General features: G+C 70.1%; 19 protein-coding genes. 9 read left to right on the top strand and 10 right to left on the bottom strand.

All coding sequences use genetic code 11. The annotated features are described in order from the left end of the window. The first annotated feature begins 74 nt into the window (after positions 1-74). Positions 75-3,101: an L-tyrosine/L-tryptophan isonitrile synthase family protein gene (locus tag ACTMO_RS0118090; protein WP_019856092.1), complete on the top strand. Its 3,027-nt coding sequence runs from the start codon at positions 75-77 to the stop codon at positions 3,099-3,101. Between the two features lie 457 nt (positions 3,102-3,558). Here the strand turns inward: ACTMO_RS0118090 and ACTMO_RS0118085 are convergent, their stop codons facing one another. Together ACTMO_RS0118085 and ACTMO_RS0118080 are read right to left on the bottom strand one after the other, a co-directional pair. After that, on the bottom strand, positions 3,559-3,897 hold the full coding sequence (locus ACTMO_RS0118085; protein WP_019856091.1) for a hypothetical protein: 339 nt from the start codon (positions 3,895-3,897) through the stop codon (positions 3,559-3,561). 12 nt (positions 3,898-3,909) lie between these two features. Next, a complete protein-coding gene (locus ACTMO_RS0118080) occupies positions 3,910-4,185 on the bottom strand; it encodes a hypothetical protein (protein ID WP_019856090.1) in 276 nt (91 codons plus the stop codon). A 221-nt stretch (positions 4,186-4,406) separates the two neighbouring features. Here ACTMO_RS0118080 and ACTMO_RS0118075 point away from each other — a divergent pair, with 221 nt between their 5' ends. From ACTMO_RS0118075 to ACTMO_RS21455, 3 genes are all read left to right on the top strand, one after another. Continuing rightward, positions 4,407-5,789 carry an NsdA family TPR-like regulatory protein gene (locus tag ACTMO_RS0118075; protein WP_019856089.1) on the top strand — a complete coding sequence of 461 codons (1,383 nt, stop codon included), beginning with the start codon at positions 4,407-4,409 and terminating at the stop codon, positions 5,787-5,789. A gap of 77 nt (positions 5,790-5,866) precedes the next feature. Beyond that, a complete protein-coding gene (locus tag ACTMO_RS0118070; protein WP_051099368.1) occupies positions 5,867-6,778 on the top strand; it encodes a phosphotransferase enzyme family protein in 912 nt (303 codons plus the stop codon). Positions 6,779-7,328: 550 nt separating this feature from the next. Further along, a complete protein-coding gene (locus ACTMO_RS21455) occupies positions 7,329-8,417 on the top strand; it encodes an LCP family protein (protein WP_051099116.1) in 1,089 nt (362 codons plus the stop codon). Positions 8,418-8,439: 22 nt separating this feature from the next. Here the strand turns inward: ACTMO_RS21455 and ACTMO_RS21450 are convergent, their stop codons facing one another. Next, positions 8,440-9,015 carry a DUF6474 family protein gene (locus ACTMO_RS21450; protein ID WP_019856086.1) on the bottom strand — a complete coding sequence of 192 codons (576 nt, stop codon included), beginning with the start codon at positions 9,013-9,015 and terminating at the stop codon, positions 8,440-8,442. A gap of 316 nt (positions 9,016-9,331) precedes the next feature. Between ACTMO_RS21450 and ACTMO_RS0118055 the strand changes: the two genes are divergently transcribed. Beyond that, the gene (locus tag ACTMO_RS0118055) at positions 9,332-11,014 is read left to right on the top strand and encodes a TM0106 family RecB-like putative nuclease (protein WP_019856085.1); all 1,683 of its coding nucleotides are present in this window, start codon (positions 9,332-9,334) and stop codon (positions 11,012-11,014) included. Between the two features lie 139 nt (positions 11,015-11,153). On the opposite strand, the gene ACTMO_RS0118050 is transcribed toward ACTMO_RS0118055, so the two are convergent. The 4 genes from ACTMO_RS0118050 to pip form a co-directional block, all read right to left on the bottom strand. Next, positions 11,154-12,188, bottom strand: a complete 1,035-nt coding sequence (locus ACTMO_RS0118050) for an alcohol dehydrogenase catalytic domain-containing protein (RefSeq protein ID WP_026449372.1) — start codon at positions 12,186-12,188, stop codon at positions 11,154-11,156. Positions 12,189-12,316: 128 nt separating this feature from the next. After that, a complete protein-coding gene (locus ACTMO_RS0118045; protein ID WP_019856083.1) occupies positions 12,317-13,075 on the bottom strand; it encodes an SDR family NAD(P)-dependent oxidoreductase in 759 nt (252 codons plus the stop codon). A gap of 130 nt (positions 13,076-13,205) precedes the next feature. Further along, positions 13,206-14,168 carry an aldo/keto reductase gene (locus tag ACTMO_RS0118040; protein ID WP_019856082.1) on the bottom strand — a complete coding sequence of 321 codons (963 nt, stop codon included), beginning with the start codon at positions 14,166-14,168 and terminating at the stop codon, positions 13,206-13,208. 67 nt (positions 14,169-14,235) lie between these two features. Beyond that, the gene (gene pip / locus ACTMO_RS0118035; protein WP_019856081.1) at positions 14,236-15,192 is read right to left on the bottom strand and encodes a prolyl aminopeptidase; all 957 of its coding nucleotides are present in this window, start codon (positions 15,190-15,192) and stop codon (positions 14,236-14,238) included. 192 nt (positions 15,193-15,384) lie between these two features. Between pip and ACTMO_RS0118030 the strand changes: the two genes are divergently transcribed. Beyond that, positions 15,385-17,184 carry a gamma-glutamyltransferase family protein gene (locus tag ACTMO_RS0118030; RefSeq protein ID WP_019856080.1) on the top strand — a complete coding sequence of 600 codons (1,800 nt, stop codon included), beginning with the start codon at positions 15,385-15,387 and terminating at the stop codon, positions 17,182-17,184. A 124-nt stretch (positions 17,185-17,308) separates the two neighbouring features. Here ACTMO_RS0118030 and ACTMO_RS22070 read toward each other — a convergent pair whose 3' ends face one another. After that, entirely contained in the window at positions 17,309-17,833 is a 525-nt protein-coding gene (locus ACTMO_RS22070) for a thermonuclease family protein (RefSeq protein ID WP_019856079.1), read from the bottom strand. A gap of 563 nt (positions 17,834-18,396) precedes the next feature. Beyond that, positions 18,397-19,002 (bottom strand): hypothetical protein, encoded by a 606-nt coding sequence (locus ACTMO_RS21440; RefSeq protein ID WP_157062950.1) that lies wholly within the window; start codon positions 19,000-19,002, stop codon positions 18,397-18,399. 1,120 nt (positions 19,003-20,122) lie between these two features. Here ACTMO_RS21440 and ACTMO_RS0118005 point away from each other — a divergent pair. The 3 genes from ACTMO_RS0118005 to ACTMO_RS0117995 all read left to right on the top strand — a co-directional run bounded on the left by ACTMO_RS0118005 (position 20,123) and on the right by ACTMO_RS0117995 (position 25,111). Further along, positions 20,123-21,271, top strand: coding sequence for an RtcB family protein (locus ACTMO_RS0118005; RefSeq protein WP_051099365.1), 1,149 nt, complete (start codon positions 20,123-20,125; stop codon positions 21,269-21,271). A 180-nt stretch (positions 21,272-21,451) separates the two neighbouring features. Next, positions 21,452-21,715, top strand: a complete 264-nt coding sequence (locus ACTMO_RS23155) for a hypothetical protein (protein WP_019856074.1) — start codon at positions 21,452-21,454, stop codon at positions 21,713-21,715. Positions 21,716-21,892: 177 nt separating this feature from the next. After that, a complete protein-coding gene (locus ACTMO_RS0117995; RefSeq protein WP_019856073.1) occupies positions 21,893-25,111 on the top strand; it encodes a glycosyltransferase in 3,219 nt (1,072 codons plus the stop codon). 58 nt (positions 25,112-25,169) lie between these two features. Here the strand turns inward: ACTMO_RS0117995 and ACTMO_RS0117990 are convergent, their stop codons facing one another. Next, on the bottom strand, positions 25,170-26,420 hold the full coding sequence (locus ACTMO_RS0117990; RefSeq protein WP_019856072.1) for a DUF1707 domain-containing protein: 1,251 nt from the start codon (positions 26,418-26,420) through the stop codon (positions 25,170-25,172). Between the last annotated feature and the right edge of the window lie 68 nt (positions 26,421-26,488).

Raw genomic sequence — 26,488 nt, 5'->3', positions numbered from 1 at the left:
CCCCGAACCGGGCGGTTCACCCGCGGAGGCCGGACACTCCGCGCGTTGTCCGAGGAAGAGCAAGGAGATACCCGTTGGACGGTCGGCCCCGGCTCGGCCCCGAGAAGAACACGGCTACCGTACGGCCCTTCGGGACGTGGCCCCTCGACGTGGACGAAGCGAACTCCGTACTGGCCTGTGGCGACTACGGGCTGCGCCTCGTCCGGCACCACCGGCGGACCTGGCTGGTGGGCGAAGGGGCGGGCAGCGGAATCCCGTTGGGAACGCGTCCCACCTGGAGTCAGCTCTATCGGATGTTGATCCGACTGCGCAGCACGCGCAGGATCCGCGACCGGACCTGGTTGGCCCGGCTGGCGGCCTCGCTGGACCCCCGGACCATCTCCACGAACGGAGGACCCCCGGACCGGGAATGGTGGCGGCTGGTCGAGATGGTCGGTGCGGACCCGATACTGCGGATGCACTGCGCCACGCTCGGGACCGGATCCGGGCGGGGCGCCGCGCCCGCCTTCCACGAGCCGTTGCCGGCCCACCCGGACTTCCCGGGCGGCACCCTCGCCGTGACGGTCCCCGCGTTCCTGGAGACGGGCTCGGCCCTGCCAGCGGGCCTGTTGGGGGAGGTGCTGAGCAACCGCTTCGAACGTCAGCAGAACGCGCTGCACCACTTCCTGGAACACTTCGTCCGCCCCCCGCTGCGCGCCTTCCGGCTGGTGCTGGAGAACTCGCGTTCGTTGCTGCTGACCCCACGTGCCGACACCCTCGCGGTGGAACTGTCCCCGGAGTTGCAGGCCACCGGCAGGATCGTGTTCACCCCCTCGGTGGGAGTGCGCGAGGCCAACCGCGTCACCTCCGGGGAGGTGCGGAAGGGGATGCGCGCGCTGGCACGGACCCTGGACACCCTCGCCGGGGCCTTCGAACGGCTCGACTCCCGAGGGGACGGACTCCGCCCGGGAGAGGTCCGTTCCGCGGTGCACCACGTGGTGGCCACCGAACTCCGGGACCTGGAGGCCGACAGCGCCGACGTGTTGTCCGGTCGGCATCCGCTGAGCGGTTTCGTGCACACCGTGCCCGCCGAGCAGGACGAACTGTTGCGCCGGGTGCTGCACACCGTGCAGGAACGTACCAGGGCACGCCGTTGGCACCGGGACGTCCCACAGCCGATGGTGGTGATCGACCTCGCCTCCTGCGGGCTGGTCACCCCGGACTCCTCCCCCCGGCGACGGTCCGTCGGGACGGTCCCCGGTGATCCCCGGGCCTCGCCCCTCCCCCTCGGCCCTTCGTGGAGCGGAACCGTCCACAGCGGTCTTCCCCGTTTCGTGTGGGACGTCCGCGACGCCGGAGGCCGGGTGGTTTTCTGCGTCTCGGGTCAGCGGGACGGCGACCGGGTCCGGAGGGTGTTGGACGAGACCGGGGTGCCGGAGGCCGACCTGATCCACGTCCCGGAACCGACCGTGGAGTCCCTGGCGGGATGGACGGTGCGTCGGTTGCGCGAACTGGGGCACGGCGAGGTCGTGGCGGTCTTCGACGACGGGTTCGCCGCCGAACTCCGCTCGCCCGTCGACCCCCACGGCGCGTTCGTGGTCGCGCTGTCCTCCGGCAGGAGGCTGCCGAGGCAACGGAACGGAAGTGCCGAAGGACTCCTGGCGGCGCGTGCCGGGACCGGGCGGGTTCCGGCGATCGACAGTTTCGAGACCTCTCCCCGCCGGCGACCGGAACGGCGCCATCCCGTGCTGTCCAACACCCACTCGCTGGAGGAACTCCAGGTGGCGGCGCTGCGGGAGAACCGTTCGGCCCAGCGCTGGGCGGTGCGTCTGAGTGGTTCCGAGACCGAGGCGCTGGTGCGTTCGGTGGTGGACGACGCCGACTCGGCGGCCGAGCGGACCGCGCGCGGGGCGCTGAGCAGGTTCGCCGTACACGAGGCGGACAACAGTGAGCAGCGCAGGTATCGGACCCTCGGGGCGCTGCACCACGTGTTCACCCGCAAACAGTTCCTGAAGGGTTCCCGCTCCAACTACGTCCTGGCCGACATGCTGCGGGACGCGGGGGGTCCCGTGGCCCGTGGCGAACCGATCGACGTGGTGCTGCTCGGTTTTCCGGTGAAGCAGTCGTTGAACCGGTTGAAGGCCTACGGGCCGCTGCCCGACATCGCCGAGCTCGGCGGGCTCGTCCGGCTGCGCGAACTGCAACAGGCCGCCCGACGGGTGTACCCCCCGGGGCTGCGCATCAACGTGCTCACCGACGGCAGGCACTTCCGGCCGAGACCGGGATCGTTGACCCGGGCCTACACCCGCAAGCTCGGCGAGTACGCCGAACTGGTCGGCCTCGACGGGTCCGTCTCGATCCGGGAGATCGACGCCGTGGCCCGGGAACGACTGGGGTCGGCCGTGCTGTCCCGCCGTCCCGAGCTGTTCCGCAGCTTCCGGAGTTCCCTGGAACGGGCCGTGGCCGACCTGGACATCACCGACAACCCCTTGCGCACGCTCGACCGCGTCCAGGAGCGGGCCGAGCGGTGGGAGGGGGCCTCGGAGCGCGGCACCGCGCGTTCACTGGGCCTGTTCCGGGAGATGGTCATGTCGATGGTCTACTCCGTGCCGGTTCCGGTGCCCGCCGGAGCGGACCGGCTCGGCTGGGCGCGCGCGGTCTACGCCGACGTGTACAACCTCGTGGACACGCACATCTCCCCGGAGACACGTCAGGCCAGGGTGGCGGTGCTGCGCCGCGCCTGGCACAACGCCATCCGGTATCTGTCCACCATGCGGGTGGACGAGGAGCTGGGCTACGAGGAGCTGTTCAGCCCCCGGATCCGGCTGACGGTCAGTGCGGTCACCAGAGGACGTTGCGGATTCACCTATCTGGGTGGGTCCGGGCTGTTGCCCTGGCAGGGAACCGGGGTGCTGGACACGCGTGGCTATGTGGCGGTGGACTTCGCGGTCTCCCTCATCGACCAGGGCTTCGTGCCCGCCTACTCCCCCCTGCTGGGCAGGCGTCAACCGTTGATGATGGTCCCGGCCCAGCACACCGAACCCCTGCCACGCGGCTCACGGGCGGAGGGCACGCGGCTGGACGTGGGACTGCGTTCCCGGGCGAGACTGCGGCGCAGGTAGTCCTTCCGTGCGGAGACGCTCCGGCCACCGTCCCGGTGGGACCGACCCCGGGCACACCGGAATCCCGGCACTCGCCAGGGGGGAAACGAGTGCCGGGATTCCGGGATAGCTCCGTCACCCACGGGGTGTTTCGTGTGTCGGTTCTCGGTGACGGAGCGGCTGGGATCCGCAAGCCGGTACCGGTTCGGGGGAGGGGAGTAAACATCGGCACCGGCTCGCGGAAGTCGGGGGAGACCACACGAGGAACGGGGAGGGAGGCGGGGAGACCTCGTGTGGCCACCGGGTTCTGTGTTCGGTTGTGCCCGGCCCGCCTGTTCGGGCCGGGACGGGGGAGGAGACCGATGGTCGGCATGTCCGTGGTCGGGGGGCACGTCATGCCGACCACCGGTCAACGGACGGGCAGCGGTTCCGCCGCCGGTTCGGGGGATACGGCGTGCGGAACCCGGCCCGCCTGCTTTTACGGCACCGGCGCCGCACGGCGCAGCTGCTGCGCCGGTCGCAGGTGCCGTGCGGGACGGGGTGCGAGGCCGCCCGCCACCAAGTGCTCGTAGGCCGAGCGCCACACGGCGCAGGGTGCCTTGCGCTGGCGCAGCCACGTCGAGCACTCCGGGCAGTTCCCTCGTTCGTCCGGTTCGTGCGCGGTCAGCAGCGTCCGCCATCCCGCGGTCAGGCGCGGGAGCTCCGAACGTGCCACGGACAGCAGGGACGGCGCGTCCGCGCGGTTAGCCAGCTCGGAGAGCACATCGAGCCGTTCCCAGACCGCGTCGCGCAGAACCTGTCCCAGAATCGTGTCCACCGTACGTCACCGTCACTTTCTCGCCTGGTCAGCGGCGAACCGCAGCGCCGAACCCAACCGACCGGCCCGGTCGGTCGTCAACGCGGCGGTCGCACCGGGCGGTCCGGCGAGAACCACCCTGTCCCGGTTGACGAGCACCTCGAGGCTGCGCGGCGTGTGGTTGACGTCGCGACACCACATCCGACCGTGGCTGTTCCCGGCGAACTCCCCGGAGGAGTCCCGGTGGTCTTCCGATCGGGGGGCGGATCCCACCGGTTCCTCGGGCTCGGGTCGTTCGTAGGAAACCACGTCGCTGATGTCCTCTCGGTGCTTCCGTTGTCTGCCGAGGACTAGATTGGAACGTGGGGTGGCCGACTGGCTAGGTGGTGGGCGACGACCGGACTTACCGCGCGATGAGCGGTTCGTGGAGTTCGGTCGTACCGATCACCGGCCACAGTGTCCGCTTCACCGTCTTCTGCGCGGAGCCTTAGTCTGCGGCCGACGCCCGAGAAGCGTGGAGGGGTCTTCGAATGAACACCATCGGTTCGAGCGGCTCTCTCGTTACACCCGAGGTCTGGGATGGACGGGAGATGAGGGAAGCGCTGGCGAGTCGGAACATCAGCGACATCTACAAGCTGCTGCGCAAGCACGGTGTGTCCCAGCGTCAGATCGCCGCGGCCACCGGTCAGTCGCAGTCCGAGGTTTCGGAGATCCTCAAGGGCAGGCAGGTCATCGCCTATGACGTGCTGGCCCGCATCGCTGACGGTCTCGGCGTCCCAAGGGGGTACATGGGCCTCGCCTATGACGGGGCGACGGCAGTGAGAGTCGCCGATTCGGATGACGGCGACTCCCCGGCTGAGGAGGACGAGACGGTGAAGCGTCGGAAGTTTCTGTCCCATGCCGCGGCGGTTGCTATGGGGGCTTCCGTCCTCGGCGCGGAGGAGGGGGACTGGCTGACGGCCAATGCGCAGACTCCCGCGCCCTCGCGTATCGGTATGGCCGACGTTCAGCAGATTCAGGCGGCGACCAAGGCGTTGCGCGACCTGGACTATCGTTACGGCGGGGGGACTTGCCGTGACGCCGTCGTGGCCCAGCTGCACTGGGCGAAGCAACTGCTGCACGCCAGTTGCACGGATCAGGTCAAACAGCAGTTGTTCACCTCGCTGGCCGACATGCACAGCCTGGCGGGGTGGACCTCGTTCGACATGGGGTTGATGGACCCGGCACGCGGCCACTTCGGGCAGGCGTTGCAGTTCGCCAGACAGGCCGGTGACGACAGCCTGGTGGCCAACGTGCTCTACCGGATGGGGCGGGTCTACCTGCACTACCACCAGCCGAACGAGGCGTTGAAGCTGTTCCAGCTGGGACAGATCGCGGCCCAGGAGTCGGGCTCGTCGTTGACGGTCGCCGTCATGTGCGCCAACGAGGGATGGGCCTACGGAATGCTGAATAGGCCCGACCAGGTGGCGAAGATGCTGGGCAGGACCAAGGACGAGTTCGCCAGGGCCAGGTTGGACGAGGCGCCGGACTGGGTGCGGTTCTTCAACGAGACCGACCTGCACGCGGCGCTCGGCTCGGTCCACGACGCGATGGCCGAACACGAACCGGACCGCCACGCGCCGCTGGCGGTGGCCGAGACGATCAAGTCGAACGAGAGGTACGACGTCGACATGCAGCGCAGCCACGTCTTCGTGCTGGGCATGCAGGCCACGAACCACATCAGGGCCGGCGACGTCCAACAGGGGATCAAGGTCGGCAGACGGGCGCTCGACATCGGTGCGCAGGTGAAGTCGGCACGTGTTCCGGACCGGCTGCTTCCGCTGGAGCGGGAGGCCGCCAAGCACGTCAGGAACGCGGAGGCCCGCGAGTTCTCCGAGCAGGTCCGTGTGTTCCGGGAGAACCGTTCGATTTGATCAGCTCCGGTGAACGACCCGACCGCGCGCCGAGAGCGCGATCACTCCGCAGCAGACAGCCCATGACATCGGCGAACATGACTTTTCCGCCCGACTCCGCCCGAGAGCCCGAGGTTCCGCGTGAACTGGGCAAGGCCCTGGACGAGGTGTGTGCCGCGGCGGGGCTGGACCCGCGCGGGGCGAAACTGCTGCGTTTCGTCAACAACGGGGTCTTCCTGCTGCGCACCGCCCCCGTGGTGGTGCGTGTGGTGCTCACGTCCTCGCTGGCCTACCGGGCGGACAACGTGGTCGAGGCCGCACGGTGGCTCACCGAGCGGGGGATGCCCTCCGTGCGGCTGCTGCCCGGCCTGCGTCAACCGGTGCGAGCCGGGGGCTACGTGGCCACCGTGTGGGAGGAGGTTCCGGACACGGGGACACCGCCGACCGGTTACGACCTGGGGACGCTGCTGCGTTCCCTGCACGCCCTGGAGATCCCGCCCTCGGTGGGGGAGTGGCAGCCGGTCGCTGACGCCCGCAGGCGTCTCGCGGAGGGCGAGCACGAGCTCGACCCGCGGGACCGGGACTTCCTGAAACGGCACTGCGACTCCGTGGAACGGCGTCTGGAGGAGCTGGAGTTCGCCCTGCCCCGGGGCACCGTGCACGGGGACGCGCATCTGGGCAACGTCATCATCGGCCCCGAGGGGCCGGTGCTGTGCGACTTCGACTCGCTGTGTGCCGGTCCTCCGGAGTGGGACCTGACCCCGATGGCGGTGGGCTACCTGCGTCTGGGGCGTTCTCCCGAGGCCTATCGCCAGCTCGTGGCGGCCTACGGTTTCGACGTGGTGGCCTGGGAGGGCTTTCCGGTGTTGCGTGACCTGCGGGAGCTCAAGATCACCGTCAGTGTGCTGCCGGTGCTGAGCAGCAACCCCTCCCTGGCGGGCGAGCTGCGCACGAGGTTGCGTTCCATGCGTGAGCGTGACTTCACGGTGCGGTGGACGCCGTACCGGTGAGTCCTCGATCCCGCTGGGACCGGGGGTGGGCGACGTTCGGTCGGGCCGAATTCGGACAACTCACCGACGCGAAGTGACCGTTCGGCGACACGAGCTTTCTTTTCGCATCGCGGAATTCGTTCGTGCGATGCGATACGCGTTCCGTTGTCCGTCGTATCCGACGCGGCGTTCGGTGTGCGAGTGGCAGCGTACTGTCTCCGCCGGGATATGTCACGGAACACGCCGGATCCGCCGCTGCGGAGGTTTCGTCGCCGGGATCGGCCCCGGCTGCTCCGGACGGTGGTCCCGGTTTCCCGGACAGTATACGAGTTCCTCTCGGGAAATCCTCGGGGAGGAGGCTCCCGCCGGGAACGCCGGATTGAAACCCCGCTCCGGGGGGTATCCCCTACTGGTGGGAAGTGACAGTGGTCACGTCGAACCATCGGGGGCCGAACGCTATGCCGAACCTCTCGCCGACGTGCCGCCGGAGCGCAACCGCCGAAAGCGGTCACGGTGACCCACCCGCGACCGGCCCGACCGTGTTCCGGAGGCCGCGCCGGAGGGGAGCCTGATGGGGGCGACCTCCGGGCATCAGCGGGAGAGGAGCACACGCCCGGCCCGCTCGGAGGCCGGAGGCTCCGGCGACTCCTCCCAGCCCCCCGCCGGAGGGAGAAGAAGGAGTCCGCCGAGCCGGTGGGTGCTGCGGGGCGGGCTCGCCCTGCTGCTGGTGCTGGCCTTGTCGGGGGCGCTGGTCTACCGGGAACTGGACGGCAACATCACCTCGGTGGACGTCGACGGGTGGCTGTCCTCCGACCGTCCGCCGGAGAACCCCTCGGAGGCGTTGAACATCCTGCTGCTCGGCTCGGACTCCCGCGCGGGCGCGAACGGGGAGTACGGCGACGTCGCGGGACGACGCTCCGACACCGCCATGGTGGTGCACCTGGCCGAGGGCAGGCGGAAGGCGGCCGTGGTCAGCATCCCCAGGGACACGCTCGTCGACCGCCCCGAATGTCCCGGTCAGGACCAGGAGGCGATCCCACCGGCCCGCGACGTCATGTTCAACTCCGCCTACGCGCGGGGCGGGCTGGTCTGCACCGTGGCCACGGTGGAAAAGCTGGGTGACCTGCGTCTGGACCACGCCGTGGCCGTGGACTTCGCCGGTTTCGAGAAGCTGGTGGACACCCTGGGCGGAGTGCGGATCACCCTGTCCGAGCCCATCGAGGACCCCTACGCCGGTCTCGACCTGCCCGCCGGAACCCAGCGGCTCACCGGGGAACAGGCGCTGGGGCTGGTGCGTACTCGCCACGGGGTGGGCAACGGCAGCGACCTGGCCCGGATCGAGCTCCAGCAGAAGTTCCTGAAGGCCCTGCTGCGTCAGGTCGACAGGACGGGGCTGCTGACCGACCCGGTACGGCTGCACCGCGTGCTCGACACGGCCACCAGCTCCCTGACCACCGACGAGGAACTGGCCTCCTTGGGGGCGTTGCTGTCCCTGACCCGGTCGCTGCGGGGGATCTCCCCGGAACGGGTCGACTTCCGCACCCTGCCCGTGACCGCCTCCTCGACGCGGCCGAACCGGCTGGTCCCGAAGAAGTCCGAGGCGGAGGAACTGTGGGAGGCGCTGCGGGAGGACACGGCGCTGCCCCCGAAGAACCGGTGAGCCGACCCCGGACGGAAACTCCTCAGGCACGCACCCCGAAACGCCGCAGCAGGTCGTCCTCGATCCTGCCCAACTCGCCGTCCACCGCCCGGTGGGCGGCGCGGCGCCTGGCGGCGGGCATCCGCTCGGCCGCCCGCACCACCCCGGACAGCTCGTTCAGACGCTGCCGGGAGGACTCCACGAAACTCCGCACGGACTCCTCGTCCTCGGTCCCGCCCCGGCTGGCCAGCAGGTTCTCCAGCGCGGTGGCGTCGCCGGCGATCCGGGCGTGCAGCGCGGCCCCGCGTCCGGTGAAACGGGACACGTCCTCCACGGCCACCCCGAGCCTGCGGGCCCGGAACCTCTCGTAGCCCTCCCGCGCCGTGGCGGCGGCCCGCGCGAGGTAGGGGGCCACCACGGGACCGACGATCCTGGTCACGCCCACCACCTTCTTGGCGTTGCCCGGGGTGAGACGCCCGTGTTCGCCCTTCCGCGCGGCCTTGGCGGTCCTGCGTTCCTCCCGGCGCCGACCGCGTTCCTCGCGTCGTTGCGCGCGACGAGCGCGGCGCTCCGCCCGGGTTGTATCGGCCGTGTGTTTCCTCCGCTGGGAACCTGCCATGACGGCGAACACCTCCGGGCCGACTCGGTGTGGCTGTGCTGCGCGGATCAGTCTAGGCACTACCACGGCCGATCGCTACGGCGACACGACCCGCCGGACACGTCGTGTGGTCGCGGGTGTTTCGGACGCGCCTCGGCGTGGCCGTGCCGGGGCCGTCGCGGGATGGGCGTACTCTCGCGTCCGGGTGTCCCAGGAGTCCGTGCCCGGACACCACGGCGGTCACTCGCCGGTGGGGCTCCCGTGTCGGATCGGACATGTCGTATCTCTCACCGGGGTGATGGAGTTACTCGGCAGGATGAGGACATACCCTGCTTCCGTGGCTTCCGAGGTGCTGTTGGACGGCAGCGTGGTGACGCGCTGTCGCCGCCGCGTGCATCTCGACAACGACCCGGAGATGGTCGACGTCCCCCGCGCCCCGGCGGATCCCGGCTCGGAACAGCGCATCGCCGACGCAGCCGAGTACCGCAGGGAAGTGGCCCGCAGACTCGGTCAGTCCCTCGGGGACGGCTGGACGGAGATCCCTCGGGAGGACTCCGCCGAGGAGCGCGAGGCCGCCACGCTCGCCGCGATGCGCGACGGGCTCGACTACATCTCCGGCGCTCGGCTGCCCAGGGATGTTCACGGGGGCCGTGAGGGCGAGGTGGAGCTGCTGGTGCGCAGCGGCACCGGCTACGTGCCGGTGCTCGTGGTGCGTCACAAGGTCGCCGATCCCGGCAAGGGCGCCCGAACCTCCCCGATCACCGAGCCCACCCCGGAGGCGGCCGGATACGACCCCCGGCGCAAGGCGCGTTCGCAGGCGCGGGACCTGTTACGGCTGGCCCACGCCGTGCGCCTGTTACAGGCGTGCGGGATGCGGCCCGCCGGACGCCTGTGGGGCGGAAGCATCGGCTCCGACGCCGAGGTCGTGGTCTGGCACGACCTCGAAAGCCCCACCTGGTCGGGTGGGCGCAGCGTGCTCGGGGAGTACGACGAGCGGTTCTCCGACCGCCTGGCCGTCGCGCGGGCGGCGGCCGAGGGCAGGCAGGCGCTGGCCCAGCCGAGTCGTGTGCTGGAGTGCAAGGGCTGCCCCTGGTGGCCGGTGTGCGAGCCCCAACTGCGTTCCTCCCGCGACGTGAGCCTCGTGGTGCGCGGTGAGGACGCGGTGCGGCTGCGACGTCACGGGGTGCACCGGGTGGACGAGCTGGCCGCGCTCACCGTCGCGGACTTCCGGACCCCGCCGCTGTCGCCCAAGCGTCTCACCGAGGCGGTGCTGCTGGCCCGGGCCTGGCTGCGTGGTCTCTCCCTGGTGCGGCGGGTGTCGGAGGTGGGCATCCCGCGGGGGGATGTCGAGGTCGACGTGGACATGGAGAGCTACGCCGACTCCGGGGCCTACCTGTGGGGAACCCTGGTGTCCTACCCCGCCCGCGACGAGCCGGGGAGGCGGCGGGACGGGGACCCGGCCGCGCTGCTGGGCACCGAACCCGGCTACCGGGGGTTCGTGACCTGGGACCCCCTGCCCTCCGACGACGAGGCCCGCTCCTTCGCCGAGTTCTGGGGGTGGTTCACCGCCCTGCGCCGGGCCGCCCACGAGCACGGGCTCACCTTCCGGGCCTACTGCTACAACGAGCTGGCCGAGAACAGGTGGATGCTGAGTTCGGCGGAGCGTTTCGCAGGCAAGCCCGGGATTCCCCCGGTGGAGGAGGTGCGCCGCTTCGTCGAGTCCCGGGAGTGGGTGGACGTGTTCGCGATGGTGCGGGACCAGTTCCTGTGCCCCCACGGGAAGGGGCTGAAGGTGATCGCCCCGAACGCGGGTTTCGCCTGGCGGGACGCCGAGGCCGGCGGGGAGAACTCGATGCGCTGGTACCGGGACGCGGTCGGTTTCCGCGGCGGGCGGCCGGATCCGGCGCAGCGTGACCGGCTGTTGGAGTACAACGAGGACGACGTGCGGGCCACGCTGGCCATCCGGCGGTGGATGAGTTCCGAGGCGGTGCTGGAGATCCCCCACACCGGGGATATCTGACCCCCCCGGGAGGCCGCCCGCTCCGAGGGGTTTCCGGCATGGCCGGTTCTCGACGGGGCGGCGCCCGATTCACACTGTCCGAACTCCGGTGCGTGACTCGGACACCCCCCTCGGGGGCGAGCGTCACGGCGGTGCGCCCCTACGGCACGATCACGGCTCGCCCGGGGATCTCCCCGCGGTGGAACCGTTCGTAGATCTCGGGGGTCTCCTCCAGCGGGAAGGAGTCCACGTGCACCCGCACCTCGCCGCTGCGGGCGAGTTCCAGCACCTCCAGCAGTTCCCCCCGGCTGCCCCAGTAGGGGGCGGAGACCGCCACCTCGAAGGGAAGGGTGCCGAAGCCGACCGGAACCGAACCCCCGCCGATTCCCACGATCGTGAGGTCACCCTCGGTGGTGACCGAGCGGGCCGCGATGCGGGTGGTGGCCGTGCTGCCCACGAAGTCGAACACCGCCTCGGCCCCGTGTCCCGAGGTGAGCTCGCGAATCTGCCCGGGGGCGTTCTCGTCGGAACGCACGGTCCGGTGCGCGCCCACGCTGCGGGCCAGTTCCATCTTCTGGTCGTTGATGTCCAGCGCCACCACCCGCGCCGGGCTCAGGGCGCGCAGCAGCTGGATACCCACGTGTCCGAGCCCGCCCGCGCCGATCACCACGGCGGTACTGCCGGGAACCAGTTTCGGCAGGGACTTCTTGATCGCGTGGTAGGGGGTGAGCGCCGCGTCGGTGAGCGGGGCGGCCTCCACCGGGTCCAGGCCGTGCAGCGGCACCAGGTGCCGTTCGTCGTCGACCAGCAGGTACTCGGCCATGGCTCCCGGCGCGCCCAGTCCCGGTGGGCGGATGCCCAGCCGCTCGGCCTGGCGGCAGTAGTTCTCCTCGCCGTAGGCGCACATGCGGCACAGCCCGCAGCCCCACGGTCCGTACACCGCCACCCGGTCCCCCTCGGAGTACCGGTGGGTTCCGGGGCCGAACGCGCTGATGGTGCCCGCCCCCTCGTGGCCCAGGGTCAGCGGCAGCGGGTAGGGGAACTCCTCGGCCGAGAAGCTCATCACCGCGATGTCCGAGTGGCACATCCCGGCGGCGTCCACCTTGACCAGCACCTGGCCCGGCCCGGGTTCGGGCACGTCCACCTCGACGACCTCGGGGCTGTCGCCCACCCGGCGGTACTGCACGGCCTTCATCGTCCGCGTCATCACACACCCCTCACGTGCTTCCTCGGCAGCATCGTGCACCACCGACGGAGGGGCCGCAGTCCTGCGTCCACGGGCGGGGTCCGGCCACCCGGCCGGACCCCGCCCGCGCCGCCCGGTTACTTGGGCGCCATCCGCAGCGCACCGTCCATGCGGATGACCTCCCCGTTCAGGTAGTCGTGCTCGACGATGCCGGACACCAGCCGGGCGTAGTCCTCGGGGGTGCCGAGACGCTTGGGGAACGGAACCCCCTCGGCCAGCCCGGCCCGGATCTCCTCGTCCACCGTGGCCAGCATCGGAGTGTCCACGATCCCCGGGGCGATCGTCATGACCCGGATGCCGAGCGAGGCCAGGTCCCGGGCGGCGGGCAGGGTCAGGCTGGCCACCCCACCCTTGGAGGCCGCGTAGGCGGCCTGGCCGATCTGGCCGTCGTAGGCGGCGATGGAGGCGGTGTTGACCACCACGCCGCGTTGGCCCTGCTCGTCGGCCTCGGTCTCGCCGATGGCCGCCGCGGCCAGCCGCAGCATGTTGAACGTGCCGACCAGGTTGACCTCGACGACCTTGCGGAACATGTCGAGGTCGTGGGGTCCCCTGCGTCCGGCTATCCGCGCGGAGGGGCCGATGCCCGCGCAGTTCACCACCACGCGCAGCGGCACCTCCGCCGAACTCGCCCGGTCCACGGCGGCCCGCACCTGCTCGGCGTCGGTGACGTCGGCCGCCACGAGGGTGACCCCCTCCACCTCCTCGGCGGCCCGCACGGCCTCCGGCAGGTCCACGGCGAACACCCGGGCCCCGTCGGAGGCCAGCCTGCGCGCGGTGGCCGCGCCGAGTCCGGAGGCACCTCCGGTGACGATGGCGGCTGTCTGCCTGGCCAGCATGTGTCCTCCTCACGTTCCTCGCGGATCGCGCCGTAGCCTACTGTCCGTTCGGTGAGTAAGGGAATCTCCGTGGTTCGGGAGCCCGCCGCAGCGTGGTTGGCCGCGGACTCGGCGGAGGAGGGCGAGGCTTTCAGTGCAGGGCGGGTGGGCTGATCGCGTCGATCTCGTCCAGGTCCTCGCGGGTGGGCCGCCACTGGCCGGCCATGGCGTTGCTCTCCACCTGTTCCGGGGTGGTGGCCCCGCTGATCACGGAACCGACCGTGGGTTGGGCGGCGAGCCATCCCAGGGCCGTGGCCAGCATGGAGATGCCGCGTTGTTCGGCGAAGCCGCGCAGCCGTTCGATGCGTTCCCAGGGCGCGTCGGCGAGCAGACGCTCCCGCCCGGACAGCCTGCTGCCCTCCGGAGGTGCCTGCCCCTGGCGGTACTTGCCGGTCAGCAGCCCGTTGGCCAGTGGGAAGTACGGGATGAGTCCCACCCCGAACTTGGCGCAGGCGGGCACGACCTCCCGTTCGGCCTCCCGTTCCAGCAGGGAGTAGTGGATCTGGGCCGACACGGGGGCGGTCAGCCCGGCGTTCGAGGCGGTCCAGGCCGCGTCGACCGTCTGCCAGCCGGCGAGGTTGCAGTGTCCGACGTAGCGGACCTTGCCCTCGTGCACCAGGTCGTCCAACACGGACAGTGTTTCTTCCAGCGGGGTCAGCGGGTCGGGGCGGTGCAGCTGGTACAGGTCGATCCAGTCGGTGTCGAGCCGACGTAACGAGGACTCCACCGCGCGTCGTACGTAGCGTCGCGAGGCCCGCGCGGAGAAGTCGGGGCCGTTGGCCCCCTGCATGTCCATGCCGAACTTCGTGGCGATGACCGCGTGCTCGCGACGGCCGTTGAGGGCTTTGCCCAGCAGCTCCTCGCTGCGTCCCCGGGGTGCTCCGTACACGTCGGCCACGTCGAAGAAGGTGATTCCCGACTCCAGCGCCCGGTCCACCACGGCCTGGACTCCGTCGGGGGACTCGGTCGTGGTCCCCGGTCTGCCCAGGTTGTTGCATCCCAGGCCGATGGCGCTGACCACGAGGCCGGAGTTGCCCAGACGTCGCTGTTCCACAGTGGTCGAGCCTAGTCGGACCGGCCGCGTTCCGTCACGGGTTCGGGCCCGGTGCCGCCCGGTCGCGCTAGTCCCGTCGGGAGGCCGTTTCGTCGAGCGTGGCGGTCAGCAGCCGCTCCGTCTCCGGGCCCGCCGAGTGAGACTCGTCCTCCACGATGTGCAGTCGGGAACGCGGCAGGTGGTCCGCTACTTCGACGGCGGCGCTGAGCGGGGAGGCGATGTCGAGTCGTCCGCGCACCAGGAGGGCGGGTAGGTGCGCGATGCGGTGGAGTCGGCCGGTGATGCCGTCGTCGGGCAGGAAGGCGTGGTTGCCGAAGTAGTGTGTCACCAGCCGGGCGAATCCGAGTCGGAACCGGGGGTCCTCGTAGCGGGGGCCGCGCTCGACGGGTCCGCTCAGCGTGGCCACGCGGTCCTCCCAGGCGCACCAGGCGCGGGCCGCCGTGTGGTGGATCTCGGGGTCGGGGTGCACGAGCAGGTCGTGGAAGGCCGCCGGGATGTTGCCGCCACGCCGCTCGGCGGGCAGGTGGCCCAGCAGTTCGGCGAACTCGTGGGGGTGGATGTGGCCCATGGTGTGGGTCATCCACGCGACCTCGTGGGCGCGGGTGGTCACCACGGACCACAGCACCAGCTCGCTGACCCGCTGCGGGTGTTCCACGGCGTAGGACAGGCCGAGGGTGCTGCCCCACGAGGCACCGAAGAGCAGCCAGCGCTCGATGCCCAGGTGTTCGCGTAGTCGTTCCAGGTCGGAGATCAGGTGCGCGGTGGTGTTGTGGTTCAACGCGGCGACCGTGTCGCCCGCGTGTGGGGTGCTGCGTCCGCATCCGCGCTGGTCGAACAGCACGACCCGGTAACGTTCGGGGTCGAAGAACCGTTGCCACCGGCAGGAGGCGCCGGATCCGGGGCCGCCGTGCAGCACCACGGCCGGTTCGCCGTCCGGGTCGCCGCGAACCTCCCAGTGGATCCGGTGCCCGCCGCCGACGTCGAGTGTTCCGGTCCGGTGTGGATCCGGGGTCGGATACGGCATGGGAGGCAGACTAGTACGGCCCGGTTCTCGGTTGGAGGGAGTATCCGGGGCTCTCCTCCGGGGCCGCCGTGGCCGATTTTGCCTAAAATTTGGCCCACCACGGCCCGTTCCCGCGCGTACGGGACGTACTCACTTCGGAAACCTGTTCGGATTCCCGTGATCTTCGCCGGTCGCGCTTCTAGGCTGGGGTGGATGGTCACCACGCGCCCCGAGCTGCTCGGCACCCACGGGATGGTCGCCTCGACCCACTGGCTGGCCTCCACGGCGGGAATGGCGGTGTTGGAGGAGGGCGGCAACGCCTTCGACGCGGCCGTGGCGGCCGGTTTCGTGTTGCAGGTGGTCGAGCCGCACCTCAACGGCCCGGCCGGGGAACTGCCCGCGCTGTTCGCCGTACGGGGAGGGCGTCCCCGGGCGCTGTGCGGGCAGGGACCCGCCCCCGCCGGTGCCACGATCGACCGTTTCGCCGGGGATTTCGGGCTGGAGCTGATTCCCGGCATCGGGCTGCTGCCCGCCACCGTGCCGGGCGCCTGGGACGGCTGGCTGAAGCTGCTGCGCGACCACGGGACGATGGAGCTGGAACGGGTGCTGCGTTTCGCGGTCGGCTACGCCGCGGACGGCTTCCCCGTGGTGGAGCGGCTGGCGAGCACCATCGCCACCGTCGGCGGACTGTTCGCCACCCACTGGCCCTCCTCGGCGCGGCTGTGGATGCCCTCCGGCAGGCCTCCGCGAACGGGCACGGTGCTGCGCAACCCGGAGTTGGCGCGTACCTGGCGGCGGCTGGTGCGCGAGGGCAACGCGGCCGGGGGCGGTCGTGAGGCACGGATCGACGCGGCCCGCCGGGCCTGGTCGCGGGGCTTCGTCGCCGAGGCGGTGGACCGCTTCGTGCGCACCCCGGTCTGGGACGGCTCCGGTTCCGCGCATCCCGGGGTGCTCACCGGCGAGGACATGGCGCGGTTCTCGGCGCACTACGAGGATCCGGTGACGCTGGAGCTGCCGGGTGGGTGGAGTCTGGCGAAGTTCGGGCCGTGGTGCCAGGGGCCGGTGCTGCTGCAACAGCTCCGGCTGTTGGAGGGGTTCACCCCCGAGTACCGGGAGGGCGTCGCCGAGGCGGAGACGGTGCACACCGCCGTGGAGGCGGCCAAGCTGGCCTTCGCCGACCGCGAGGCCCACTACGGCGACTCCGCCCCCGCCGGTGTCGCCGAGGCGCTGTTGTCGGCGGAGTACGCGGCCCACCGGCGCGGGCTGATCGGCGAGACCGCCTCGGCGGAGCTGCGTCCGGGTTCCCCGGGCGGGAAGACTCCCGTGCTGCCGGACCACGTGGCCCTGGGTCGGGGCGCCGAGTCGCCGCCCGATCCCAGCGGGGTCGGTCTGGGGGAGCCGACCGTCTCGTGGACCGGGCAGGGCCGGGGGGACACGGTGCACGTGGACGTGGTGGACCGCTGGGGCAACATGGTCTCGGCCACGCCGTCCGGGGGCTGGTTGCAGTCCTGCCCGACGATTCCCGAACTGGGTTTCTGTCTGAACAGCCGGGCGCAGATGTTCTGGTTGCAGGAGGGGCTGCCGAACTCGTTGGTTCCGGGCAGGCGTCCGCGCAGCACGTTGAGTCCCTCGTTGGCCTCGCGGGACGGGGCGGCGGTGCTGGCGTTCGGCACTCCGGGTGGAGACCAGCAGGACCAGTGGCAGCTGTGTTTCTGGTTGGCCCACGTGCACGCGGGATTGGGTCTGCAGGCGGCGATCGACGCCCCGGCCTGGCACACCACGGCTTTTCCCGCCTCCTTCTATCCGCGGGGCTGGCAGTCGCGGCGGCTGGTGGTGGAGTCCCGGTTGGGGCGGGAGCGGTTGGACGAGCTGTCCCGGCGTGGGCACCGCGTGGTCGACGCGGGCGCGTGGGCCTTGGGCAGGCTCTCGGCGGTGGCCCGGGATCCGGACAGCGGGCTGCTGCGTGCGGCGGCCAACGCGCGGGGTGCCCAGGGTTACGCGGTGGGCAGGTAGCCGGGGCGTGTTCCGTGGTTCCCGTTCGGCGCCGGGGTTGTTGCCCACACAAAAGCGAAAATAATTCAGCCAGTAATGATCCTTGTCGGGAACTCCGAAGGAGACAGTGCGGCCGCTCTCGTCCTCAACGTGGCCAGCACCTGGACTCAGTGTTTATGAGACCCAGCCTAGGGGCGATGAGGACGTATAGGCGTAGGAGTCGGATTCCTCCACCTATGAAGGTTGCGACCCCTGCGGTCCTCATCGCCCCTGGCAGGGGTCGCAACTGGATCGTGTCCCAGTGCTTGTCGTTGGGCTGATACAGCTTCGCTCGCGCGAATCCGCCTCGAACCTGGTCGAGGTTGACGAACGTGCCCTGCTCGGTCCAGAGGTAGAGCAGGTGCCGGTCGTACTGGTCGGGGAGTTCTTCGTCGCGCTGGACCCACACGGTGTCCCCGACCGAGACGAGTCCCCGTAGATGCTCGGTGGCCTTTTGGCCGTAGCACTGTACCGGTTTGTCCGGGTGTTTGGTCTCGGGTGTGTCGATCTCCAGCAGCCGCACCGTCACCTGCTGGGTCGTCGACAACGCCGGGCCCTCGGTCTTGGCCGCCAGACCGAAGGTGTGCGCGGTAGCGATCCGGTCGGCCGCGGCATGCAGCTCAGCGACCACCCGGTGAGCGTCGGTGCCGTCTGCGGGCAGGTCGAAACGGGTGGTGACCTGGCGCAGGATCGGCTCACCATCCTGGACGCCGCGCTCGTGAACTCTGCGGCAGCCGTTTCGATCCGGAGGCCTTCGATCGCGCCATGGTCAACACCGCCCTGGCCGCCCGCACCGACTGAGCGGAGCATTCCGTGCCACACGATGGTTGACACGGAATGCTTCCCTACTCTCGCGGGCGAGACCTTCGTCGCCTATTTGGCGACAGCTCGGCCACGCTGGATCGACACATCACACCCGAGGACCGGCCGGGTGTGATTGCCGTAGCCGCTGTCACGACCTTCGTGAGGAAAGTCCAGGGCTATCCGCCGTCCGGCCTCGACGTCGATGGACGCCAGTACAGTACTCCCACCGCGAAGGCCACGGTAAGGCACGCGAGTACCCCGTGGATCCAGAAGTTGCCCTGTTCGCCAGAGCGGAACAGCGACGGGATAAACAAGATCAACACGGCAGCCGACACGGCCATTCCGGCTAGGCTGATCACGAACAGCCACGTCTGTTTCATTATTCTCACTTTAACCGAAGCAGCTGGCGACGGCGGTGATTGACGCGCCACCGACGGTGGCATAGGCGCCGATGCACGCGACACACACCGATGTGCCCGCCCCGGGAATCGTGCACGCACCCGTGCAGGCACTCACGATGAGATACCCGGTGGCGCCACTCACGCCAAGTACTGAGGCGACACAGGCGACCGTGCTCCCGACCCCCATCGCGGTCATGGATTCAGAACTACCAGCGCCGCTGTTCGCCCCTTGTTGCAGCTGCTCGTCTGTCATGTACGGCTGGTCTGTGTCGTTGCTGTTCACGAGCACGCCGTCTGTGAAACTCGTGATGTTGAAGTTCCCTTCCTTGTTCTCACTGATGAGCGTCTCACTGTACTGGACGATGTCTCCGTTCTCGTCGAAGAGAACCGTGAGATTGCTGACCAGGCTGTAGTCCCCGTCGACAGGAATCGTCACCGAAGTGGACGTCGTTTCCTCAGCGTCTACCCTATAGACCTTGGCCTGATCCCAGGACAGCGCCCTTTGCGGAGCTTGGACGGAAACCTCGCCATTCTTCACGGCCTCGAAAGCCGCTCTCGTCAGGTCGCGTGCGTGCTGGCCCTCAACCAGTGTCATCTCGGTCGCCGCCCCCGCCGAGGAGTCCTGGGGCGAGCAGGAACCACCCACATCGTGAGCAGCCGTGGAAACAGACCCCTGCGTCTCCTGAGTCGCCGCCATGGTGGGTGTCGGTGTCATCCCTCCCAATACGAGTCCCAGCGCCAAAGGCGCAACTGCCATCACCGGCTTACGAAACTTCGCCGTCGTTAAAATGTGTTTCTCCCCATTCTCAACTGCGTTCGCGAATTGCGGAAACTCTGGGCACCGCCGCGCCTCGGCCAGCGAAGGCTACCCAACACCGTCGGTGCCAAAGGGGAGCGCTACGTCACGAAGCACGGCATGACACACAGACACGATCCTTGACACGACCTTGAGCTTTGCGACGCGAGCGTAACCACGTGAAAAATATTCGCATCTTGAACAGTTTGATTACAATACTGTAAACAGGTGAAAAGTTCAATGCCCAAAAATAGCAGTTCTATAACAAATTGGGGCCACCTGTAACGGGCCCGACCACGTCCCCGGATCAGCTGCTCCGGTTCGGGCAATGCAGAACACGTCGAAACCACTGGTCGTCGCCGTAACTCCCGACGTGGTTGTGTCCCGATCGCTGATCCGACGCTGACAGCCGACACCCACATTACGACCAGACCATCCGAGAACCGGTGGGCACGTCCTTGTTCCGCGGTCCACGGGCGTCTCCCGGTGTGGTGACACCCCCTCGGATCATGCACGTGACAGGGGACACAGTCAGGTCACGCCGGGCGACCAGGAGCTCCGAGATCGGAGCCATCAACAAGGTAATCGGGAACGGCCAACGCGCGGGGTGCCCAGGGGTACGCGGTGGGCAGGTAGCCGGGGCGGGTTCCCTGGTTCCCGTTCGGCGCCGGGAACGCCGAATAAATGTGAAAATAATTCGACGGTCTGGGCGTTCGAAACTACGCTTATCCTGGAATCGCCGGGAAGTCCTCGTCGGGCTCCGGCGGTTCGGGACGTTCCTGCGCAGGGTGTTCGACAGGTCGGTGCACGATTTCCGCCCACCCGGAGTCGTCCACCGGGAGTTTTCCGAAACGAGTTCCAGGAGTCGATCGTGACGAACTATCCGGTCGCCCTCTCCGGGGCGGCGGCACCCACCCTCATGTGGGCACCCGAGCACGAGATCGAGCCCGCCGCCCTGGACCAGCTGCGCAACATCTCCGCCCTGCCCTGGGTGCACGGGGTGCGGGTCATGCCCGACGTACACCTGGGCAAGGGAGCCACCGTCGGCTCGGTCATCGCCATGCCCGACGCCGTGTCCCCCGCCGCCGTGGGCGTGGACATCGGCTGCGGGATGGCCGGGGTGAAGACCAGCCTGCGCGCCGAGGACCTGCCCGCCGACCTGCGCGGCATCCGCTCCCGCATCGAACGGGCGGTGCCGGTGGGGTTCGCCGCGCACAAGGAACCCGTGGATCCCGAGCGGGTCGAGGTGCCGACCGAACGGTGGCGCCGGCTGTGGCGGAGTTTCGGTGACCTGGACCGGGGAGTGTGGGACCGCGAGACCAAGGCCGGCCGCCAGCTCGGCACCCTCGGCGGAGGCAACCACTTCATCGAGGTGTGCCTGGACGAGACGGACGCGGTGTGGATCATGCTGCACAGCGGTTCCCGCAACATCGGCAAGGAACTGGCCGAACGTCACATCGCCCGGGCCCGCGAACTCCCGCACAACCGGGACCTGCCCGACCGGGACCTGGCCGTGTTCGTGTCCGGAACCCCGCAGATGGAGGCCTACCGCCACGACCTGTTCTGGGCCCAGGAGTACGCGCGGCTGAACCGCCAGGTCATGCTGGCGCTGGTCAAGCGGGCACTGCGGGAGTCCTTCCGTGGTCGCCGGGTGGACTTCGAGGAGCCGATCTCCTGCCACCACAACTACGTCGCCGAGGAGACAATCGACGGCAGGACCATGCTGGTCACCCGCAAGGGCGCCATCCGCGCGGGAAGCGGGGACCCCGGCCTGATCCCCGGCTCGATGGGCACCGGCTCCTATGTGGTGCGCGGTCTCGGTTCCGAGCGTTCCTTCTACTCGGCGGCCCACGGCGCCGGACGGCGGATGAGCCGCAACAGGGCCAAGAAGACCTTCGACTCGGACGACCTGCGCGCCCAGACCTCCGGTGTGGAGTGCCGTAAGGACACCGGGGTGCTCGACGAGATCCCCGGTGCCTACAAGGACATCGACTCGGTCATCGGGGCGCAGTCCGCGCTCGTGGAGGTGGTGGCCCGGCTGCGCCAGGTGGTCTGCGTCAAGGGCTGAAACGGCCCGTTCTCCGCAAACGCTGCCGTCTTCCCCCGTCGCTGCGGCAGAATCCCCGCGGGGGACGGTGTCCGGCGGCGTGGGCTCCCACGGCGGCCTCCGCCCCGCGCGCCGCCCCGCAGGAGGGCGGGACCGGGAGGTCGGGATGAACGACTCCGCGGCGACGAGGACGAATTCGCCGTGCGCCGCCGGTACCTCGTTGGGCGAGGCCGGGTTCTTCCCCCGCCCCGGGCGGGGGCGCGGCGGCACGTCGTCGGCGTTGTCTCGGGGCTGCTGGCCGCGGTGTTGCTGCTGATCGCGGGGTTGTCGGGGGAGCACGACGGATCCCTGTTCTGGTGGAACGTCTGCGGTTCGGCGGCGATCGCGCTCTCGGTGGTCGTAGAGCACGTGCTCTGGCGCCGGAGAAGGCGGGTGGAGTCCCGGGAGGCCACCTCGGGGGACTGACCGCCACGCGCGCTCGCCCGCCGGCGACACCGCCTCCCCGGCGGGCGTCCTTCCCGGGAACAGCCCCCTGGTCGGGAAGAACTTTCGCCATTTTGGGCAGAATTGACGGTACGGGCACCCGTGCGGCCGTCGCGGTGGAGCAGAATCGTCGGTGCTCGGTGACGACAAGGGGGCACGATGGGCGAGGACGGCGACCGGGACGCGCGGCGTCCGGACAGGCTGATCGAGTGGACCGGCGAGCGGTGTGTGCCGTGGGCCGACGACGCGCAGGTGATCTACGAGCACTACCACCGCTACGCGATCGCCACGCGTCTGGTCGGTGGCAGGCGCGTGCTCGACCTGGCCAGCGGTGAGGGATTCGGGGCGGTGATGCTCGCCGAACGGGCCGCCGAGGTGGTCGGGGTGGACATCGACGAGGACGCGGTGCGCCACGCCACCGAGAACCACGCCGGGCGCAACCTCCGCTTCCGCATCGGCTCCATGACCGACCCGGAGGCGGTCAGTGACGAGGCGCCGTTCGACGTGGTGGTGTGCTTCGAGGCGATCGAACACGTCGCCGACCACGACGCGGTGCTGCGGCTGATCCGCTCCGCCCTGGCCCCGGGCGGGCTCCTGCTGATGAGTACCCCGGACACGGCCGTCTACCACGACCAGCACGGCAACGAGAATCCTTTCCACGTCAGGGAACTGGCGGCACCGCAGTTCGAGGCGCTGCTCAAGGACTCCTTCCGGCACGCCGCGCTGCTCAAGCAGAACGTCGCGGTCGGTTCGCTGGTCACGCCCTGCGAGCCGGGGGAGCCGGACATCGCCGCGGACGGGGTGCGGTTGCAGACGCTGCGGCAGCGGGACTCCGGGCACTGGCGGGTGGAGCAGGGAGTGGGACACACCTACCTGCTGGGCATGGCCTCGGATCGCCAGCTCCCCCAGGTTCCGGCCGCGGCGGTGCTGCTGGACGCCGACGCCAAACTGGCCGCCGGGGGCTCGGGGGCCGAACTCGACGAGGTGGTGCGGCAGCGCGACGAGGCGGTGGCCGACGTGGCCCGCCTGAACGAGCTCTGCCGCAGGAACCGCGCCGAGGCCGCCGAGTTCAAGAACCGCATCAGCGAACTGGAGTCGGCCCGGCTGTCCGCCGAGAGCCGAGCGGACGAGGCCGAGCGGGAACGCGACCGGCTGCACCAGCGGCTGCACGAACTGGGGTTGGAACAGCAGCGGGAGGCGGCCCGCATCGAGTGGCTGCGTGAGACCGTCTCCGGACTGGAGTCCGAACTGGACACGGCACGGCGTCGGGTGGCCGAGCTGGAGGAGCAGAACTCGGCGCTGGTGCAGCGCGCCGTCACCAGATACCGGCGCGTGGTGGAGCGGGTGGCTCCGCGCGGCACCGCGCGCCGGGACGTCTACGAGTTCGCCATGGGTCGTGGTCCGGCGGGAGCGCGCCAGGCCGAACCGGGCGCTCCGGTGGACGTTCCCCACAGCACCGAGCCGGACGTCAGTGTCGTGATCCCCGTGCACGGCGAGTGGGAGTACACCCGCAGGTGCCTGCTCAGCCTCTCCGGGCACCGGTCCTCGGTGCCGTTCGAGGTGATCGTCGTCGACGACGCCTCCCCCGACGACAGTGCGTGGTACCTGGAGCGGTGCGGCGGGGTTCGGCTGGTGCGCACCGAGAGCAACCTCGGTTTCGTGGGGGCCTGCAACCTGGGTGCCGAACACGCGCGGGGCAGGTTGCTGTTCTTCCTGAACAACGACGCCGAGGTCACCGAGTCCTGGCTGGACGAGCTGGTGGCGGCCGTGGACTCCGACGAGCGGATCGGGTTGGTCGGGGCCAAACTGGTCTACCCGGACGGCCGGTTGCAGGAGTGCGGCGGGATCGTCTGGTCGGACGGCAGCGGGTGGAACCTGGGACGTGGCGGCGACCCCGGGGCGGCCGAGCACAACGTGCTGCGCGACGTGGACTACTGCTCGGGGGCGGCGCTGCTCGTGCGCGCCGGGGTGTTCTCCGAGCTGGGAGGTTTCGACACCCGCTATAGCCCGGCCTACTACGAGGACACCGACCTGGCGTTCGCGGTGCGACGGGCCGGGTACCGCACCGTGGTGCAGCCCGCGGCCTCCGTGGTGCACCACGAGGGGGTCTCCAACGGCACGGACGTGGGTTCCGGACTGAAGCGCTACCAGGAGTCGAACCGCCGGGTCTTCGTGGAGAAGTGGTCGCAGACCCTGCGTTCCCAGCATCTTCCCGAGGCGGGCCCCCGTAACCTGTGGCTGGCGCGCCAGCGCGGCACCTACGGGCACTTCGGGCCGCTGGTGCTGGTGAAGGACCACCAGGTTCCGCGTCCCGACTTCGACTCCGGCTCGGTGCGGATGTGGCGGCTGTTGGAACAGCTCGTCTCCCTGGGCGCGCGGGTGGTGTTCTTCCCGAACAACCACGCCGAGTTGCAGCCCTACACCGCCCGGTTGCGGCGGCTGGGGGTGACGGTGCTGGGCGAGCCGCGCCTGCAGCAGGCCTTCCTGGACGAGGCGGGCTCGGAGATCAGCACGGTGCTGCTGTCCCGCCCGCAGGTGGCGTGGAGTCTGCTGGAGCAGCTCCGGTTGAACGCGCCGCAGGCCCTGGTGGTCTACGACACGGTGGACCTGCACTTCGTGCGTCTGCGGCGTCAGGCCGAGGTGGCCGAGTCCGAGTCCGACTTCGAGCTGGCGGGCGCGCTGCGCCGGAAGGCCTTCGCCTCGCGGGAACTGGAGCTGGGGCTGGTGCGCAGCTGTGACGTCACGCTGGTGGTCTCGGAGACCGAGCGCGGGCTGTTGAACGAGCTGGTCGAGGACGCCGACGTGCGCGTGCTGTCCAATGTGCACGAGGTGCGGCAGGACACGGACGGCCCGGAGAACCGCCGGGACGTGCTGTTCGTCGGCGGCTTCGACCATCCGCCCAACGTGGACGCGGCCCGGTGGGCGGTCGAGGAGATCATGCCGCTGGTGCGGCGCGGCTGCCCGGAGGCGCGGCTGCACATCGTCGGCAGCAACCCGCCGGAGGAGGTCCGCGCCCTGCGGGGCGAGGGGGTCGAGGTCCACGGTTGGGTGGACGATCTGGCCGCCTTCTACGACCGCACGCGCGTGAGCCTGGCGCCGCTGCGTTTCGGCGCGGGAGTCAAGGGCAAGGTCGGCGAGAGCCTGGCCTGTGGGGTTCCGGTGGTGGCCACGGAAGTGGCGATGGAGGGCATCCGCCTCGCCCCGGAACGCGACGTGCTGGTCGCCGACGAGCCAGCCGGGCTGGCCGAGCACGTGGTGCGGTTGCTCACCGACGACGCGGAGTGGAACCGGCTCTCCGAGGCGGGACGTGCCGGGGTGGCCGCCCAGTTCGGCCCCGACGTCTCCCTGGCCGAGCTGAAACGTCTGGTGAGCGGCTGACTCCGGCGGTGTGGAAACGGCTTCCGCACCGCCGGCGCTTCGGGATCGACCGTGCGGGTCACTCCCGCACGGTCGGCGGGTTCTTCGCGAGCTGCTTCTTCAGCAGGCCCGTGAACAGGTTCTGGGCCTCGCCCTGCGGGGCCTGTTGGGTCCGGACCTCGATGATCACCATCCAGCTGTGGGTGGTGTAGGCGGTACGCAGGGTCTCCCCGGACGAGTAGACGGGAACGCCCTGGTAGGACAGGTCGTCGAGCTGGACCAGTTTCCGCTGCTGCTCCCGGTACTTCGCGGTGAGCTGCTCGGCCGTGGCCTCGTCGGGCATCTTCACCGCGATCAGGCTCGTGCCGATCGGGTTCTTCGTCGGGTCGGTTCCCCGGAACCAGCCGTTGCGGACGCCGTTGGCCAGGGCGAAGTCCCGCACCGGAGGGGGCAGCACCTCGGAACGAGTTCCCTCCAGGGAGGCCGGCCCCATCACCCCGTTGTAGGGGTGTTGCTCGCCCTCGGGGGACTGGATCAGCACCTGGTCCGGGCTCGGCGGAGGCCCTTTGGCCTCCGGGGGTTCCGGCAACGGGGGCTCGGTGGAGGTGGGGGTGGACGAGGTGGTGGTCTGCTGCTGTCCCTCGGCCACCGGGGGCGTCTCGGCCTCCTGCCCGGAGAGCACGAAGAACACCACCGCGACGATGACCCCGGCCAGCAGCACGCCACCGACGGCGAGACCGACGACCTTGCCCTTGCCGGACTTGCCCGCCGCCTCGAAGACCTCGGGACCTTGGCGCATCCAGCTGGTGTCCCCGTGTTCCGGGGGCAGGTCCGCGTTGCCCCACGGTGTCCCCGGTGCCTCACCGCCCCACGGCTGCTGCCCCCACGCGCCCTGGTCGGCACCCGCGGCCGGAGGGAACTGCCCGGAGCTCGGCCAGCCCCGGGGAGGACTCGCCGGGCCCTGCGGCGGCATGCTCTGTTGCGGGGGCTGGTTGACGTTGACCACCTGGGTGCTGTCCCCGGCGGGGGGCTGGGGCGGCGGTTGTGTCCCGGGTTGTGGCTGCTCGCCGTACTGTTGCCAGCTGAAGGCCGGTGGGAACGGGCTCTGGTGCGGCCCGCTTTCACCCGGCCCCGGTCCGGGAAAGCCGGTCTGTTGGGGCCAGGCAGGCTGTTGCGCCGGGAACCCACCCGAGGAGCTCTCCGGCTGTTCCGACTGCTCGGCGTGGGCGCGTCCGAGCACGGTGTCGCGCCGCTGCCGGTATTCGTCGGCGGATATCCGTCCCGCCGCGAGTTCCGCGTCCAGTTGTTGCAGCTCGTCTTGCCAGGTCACCGCTTGAGCCCTTTCCGGATTCACGGCCGCGTCCCCCCGCGACCGTCAGTCATTTTCGCACCTTTCCC

The organism is Actinopolyspora mortivallis DSM 44261 (assembly GCF_000384035.1).
GTDB classification, from domain to species: domain Bacteria; phylum Actinomycetota; class Actinomycetes; order Mycobacteriales; family Pseudonocardiaceae; genus Actinopolyspora; species Actinopolyspora mortivallis.
Note: the sequence above shows the minus strand (reverse complement) of the source record. Positions and strands in the feature narration are given on the sequence as shown.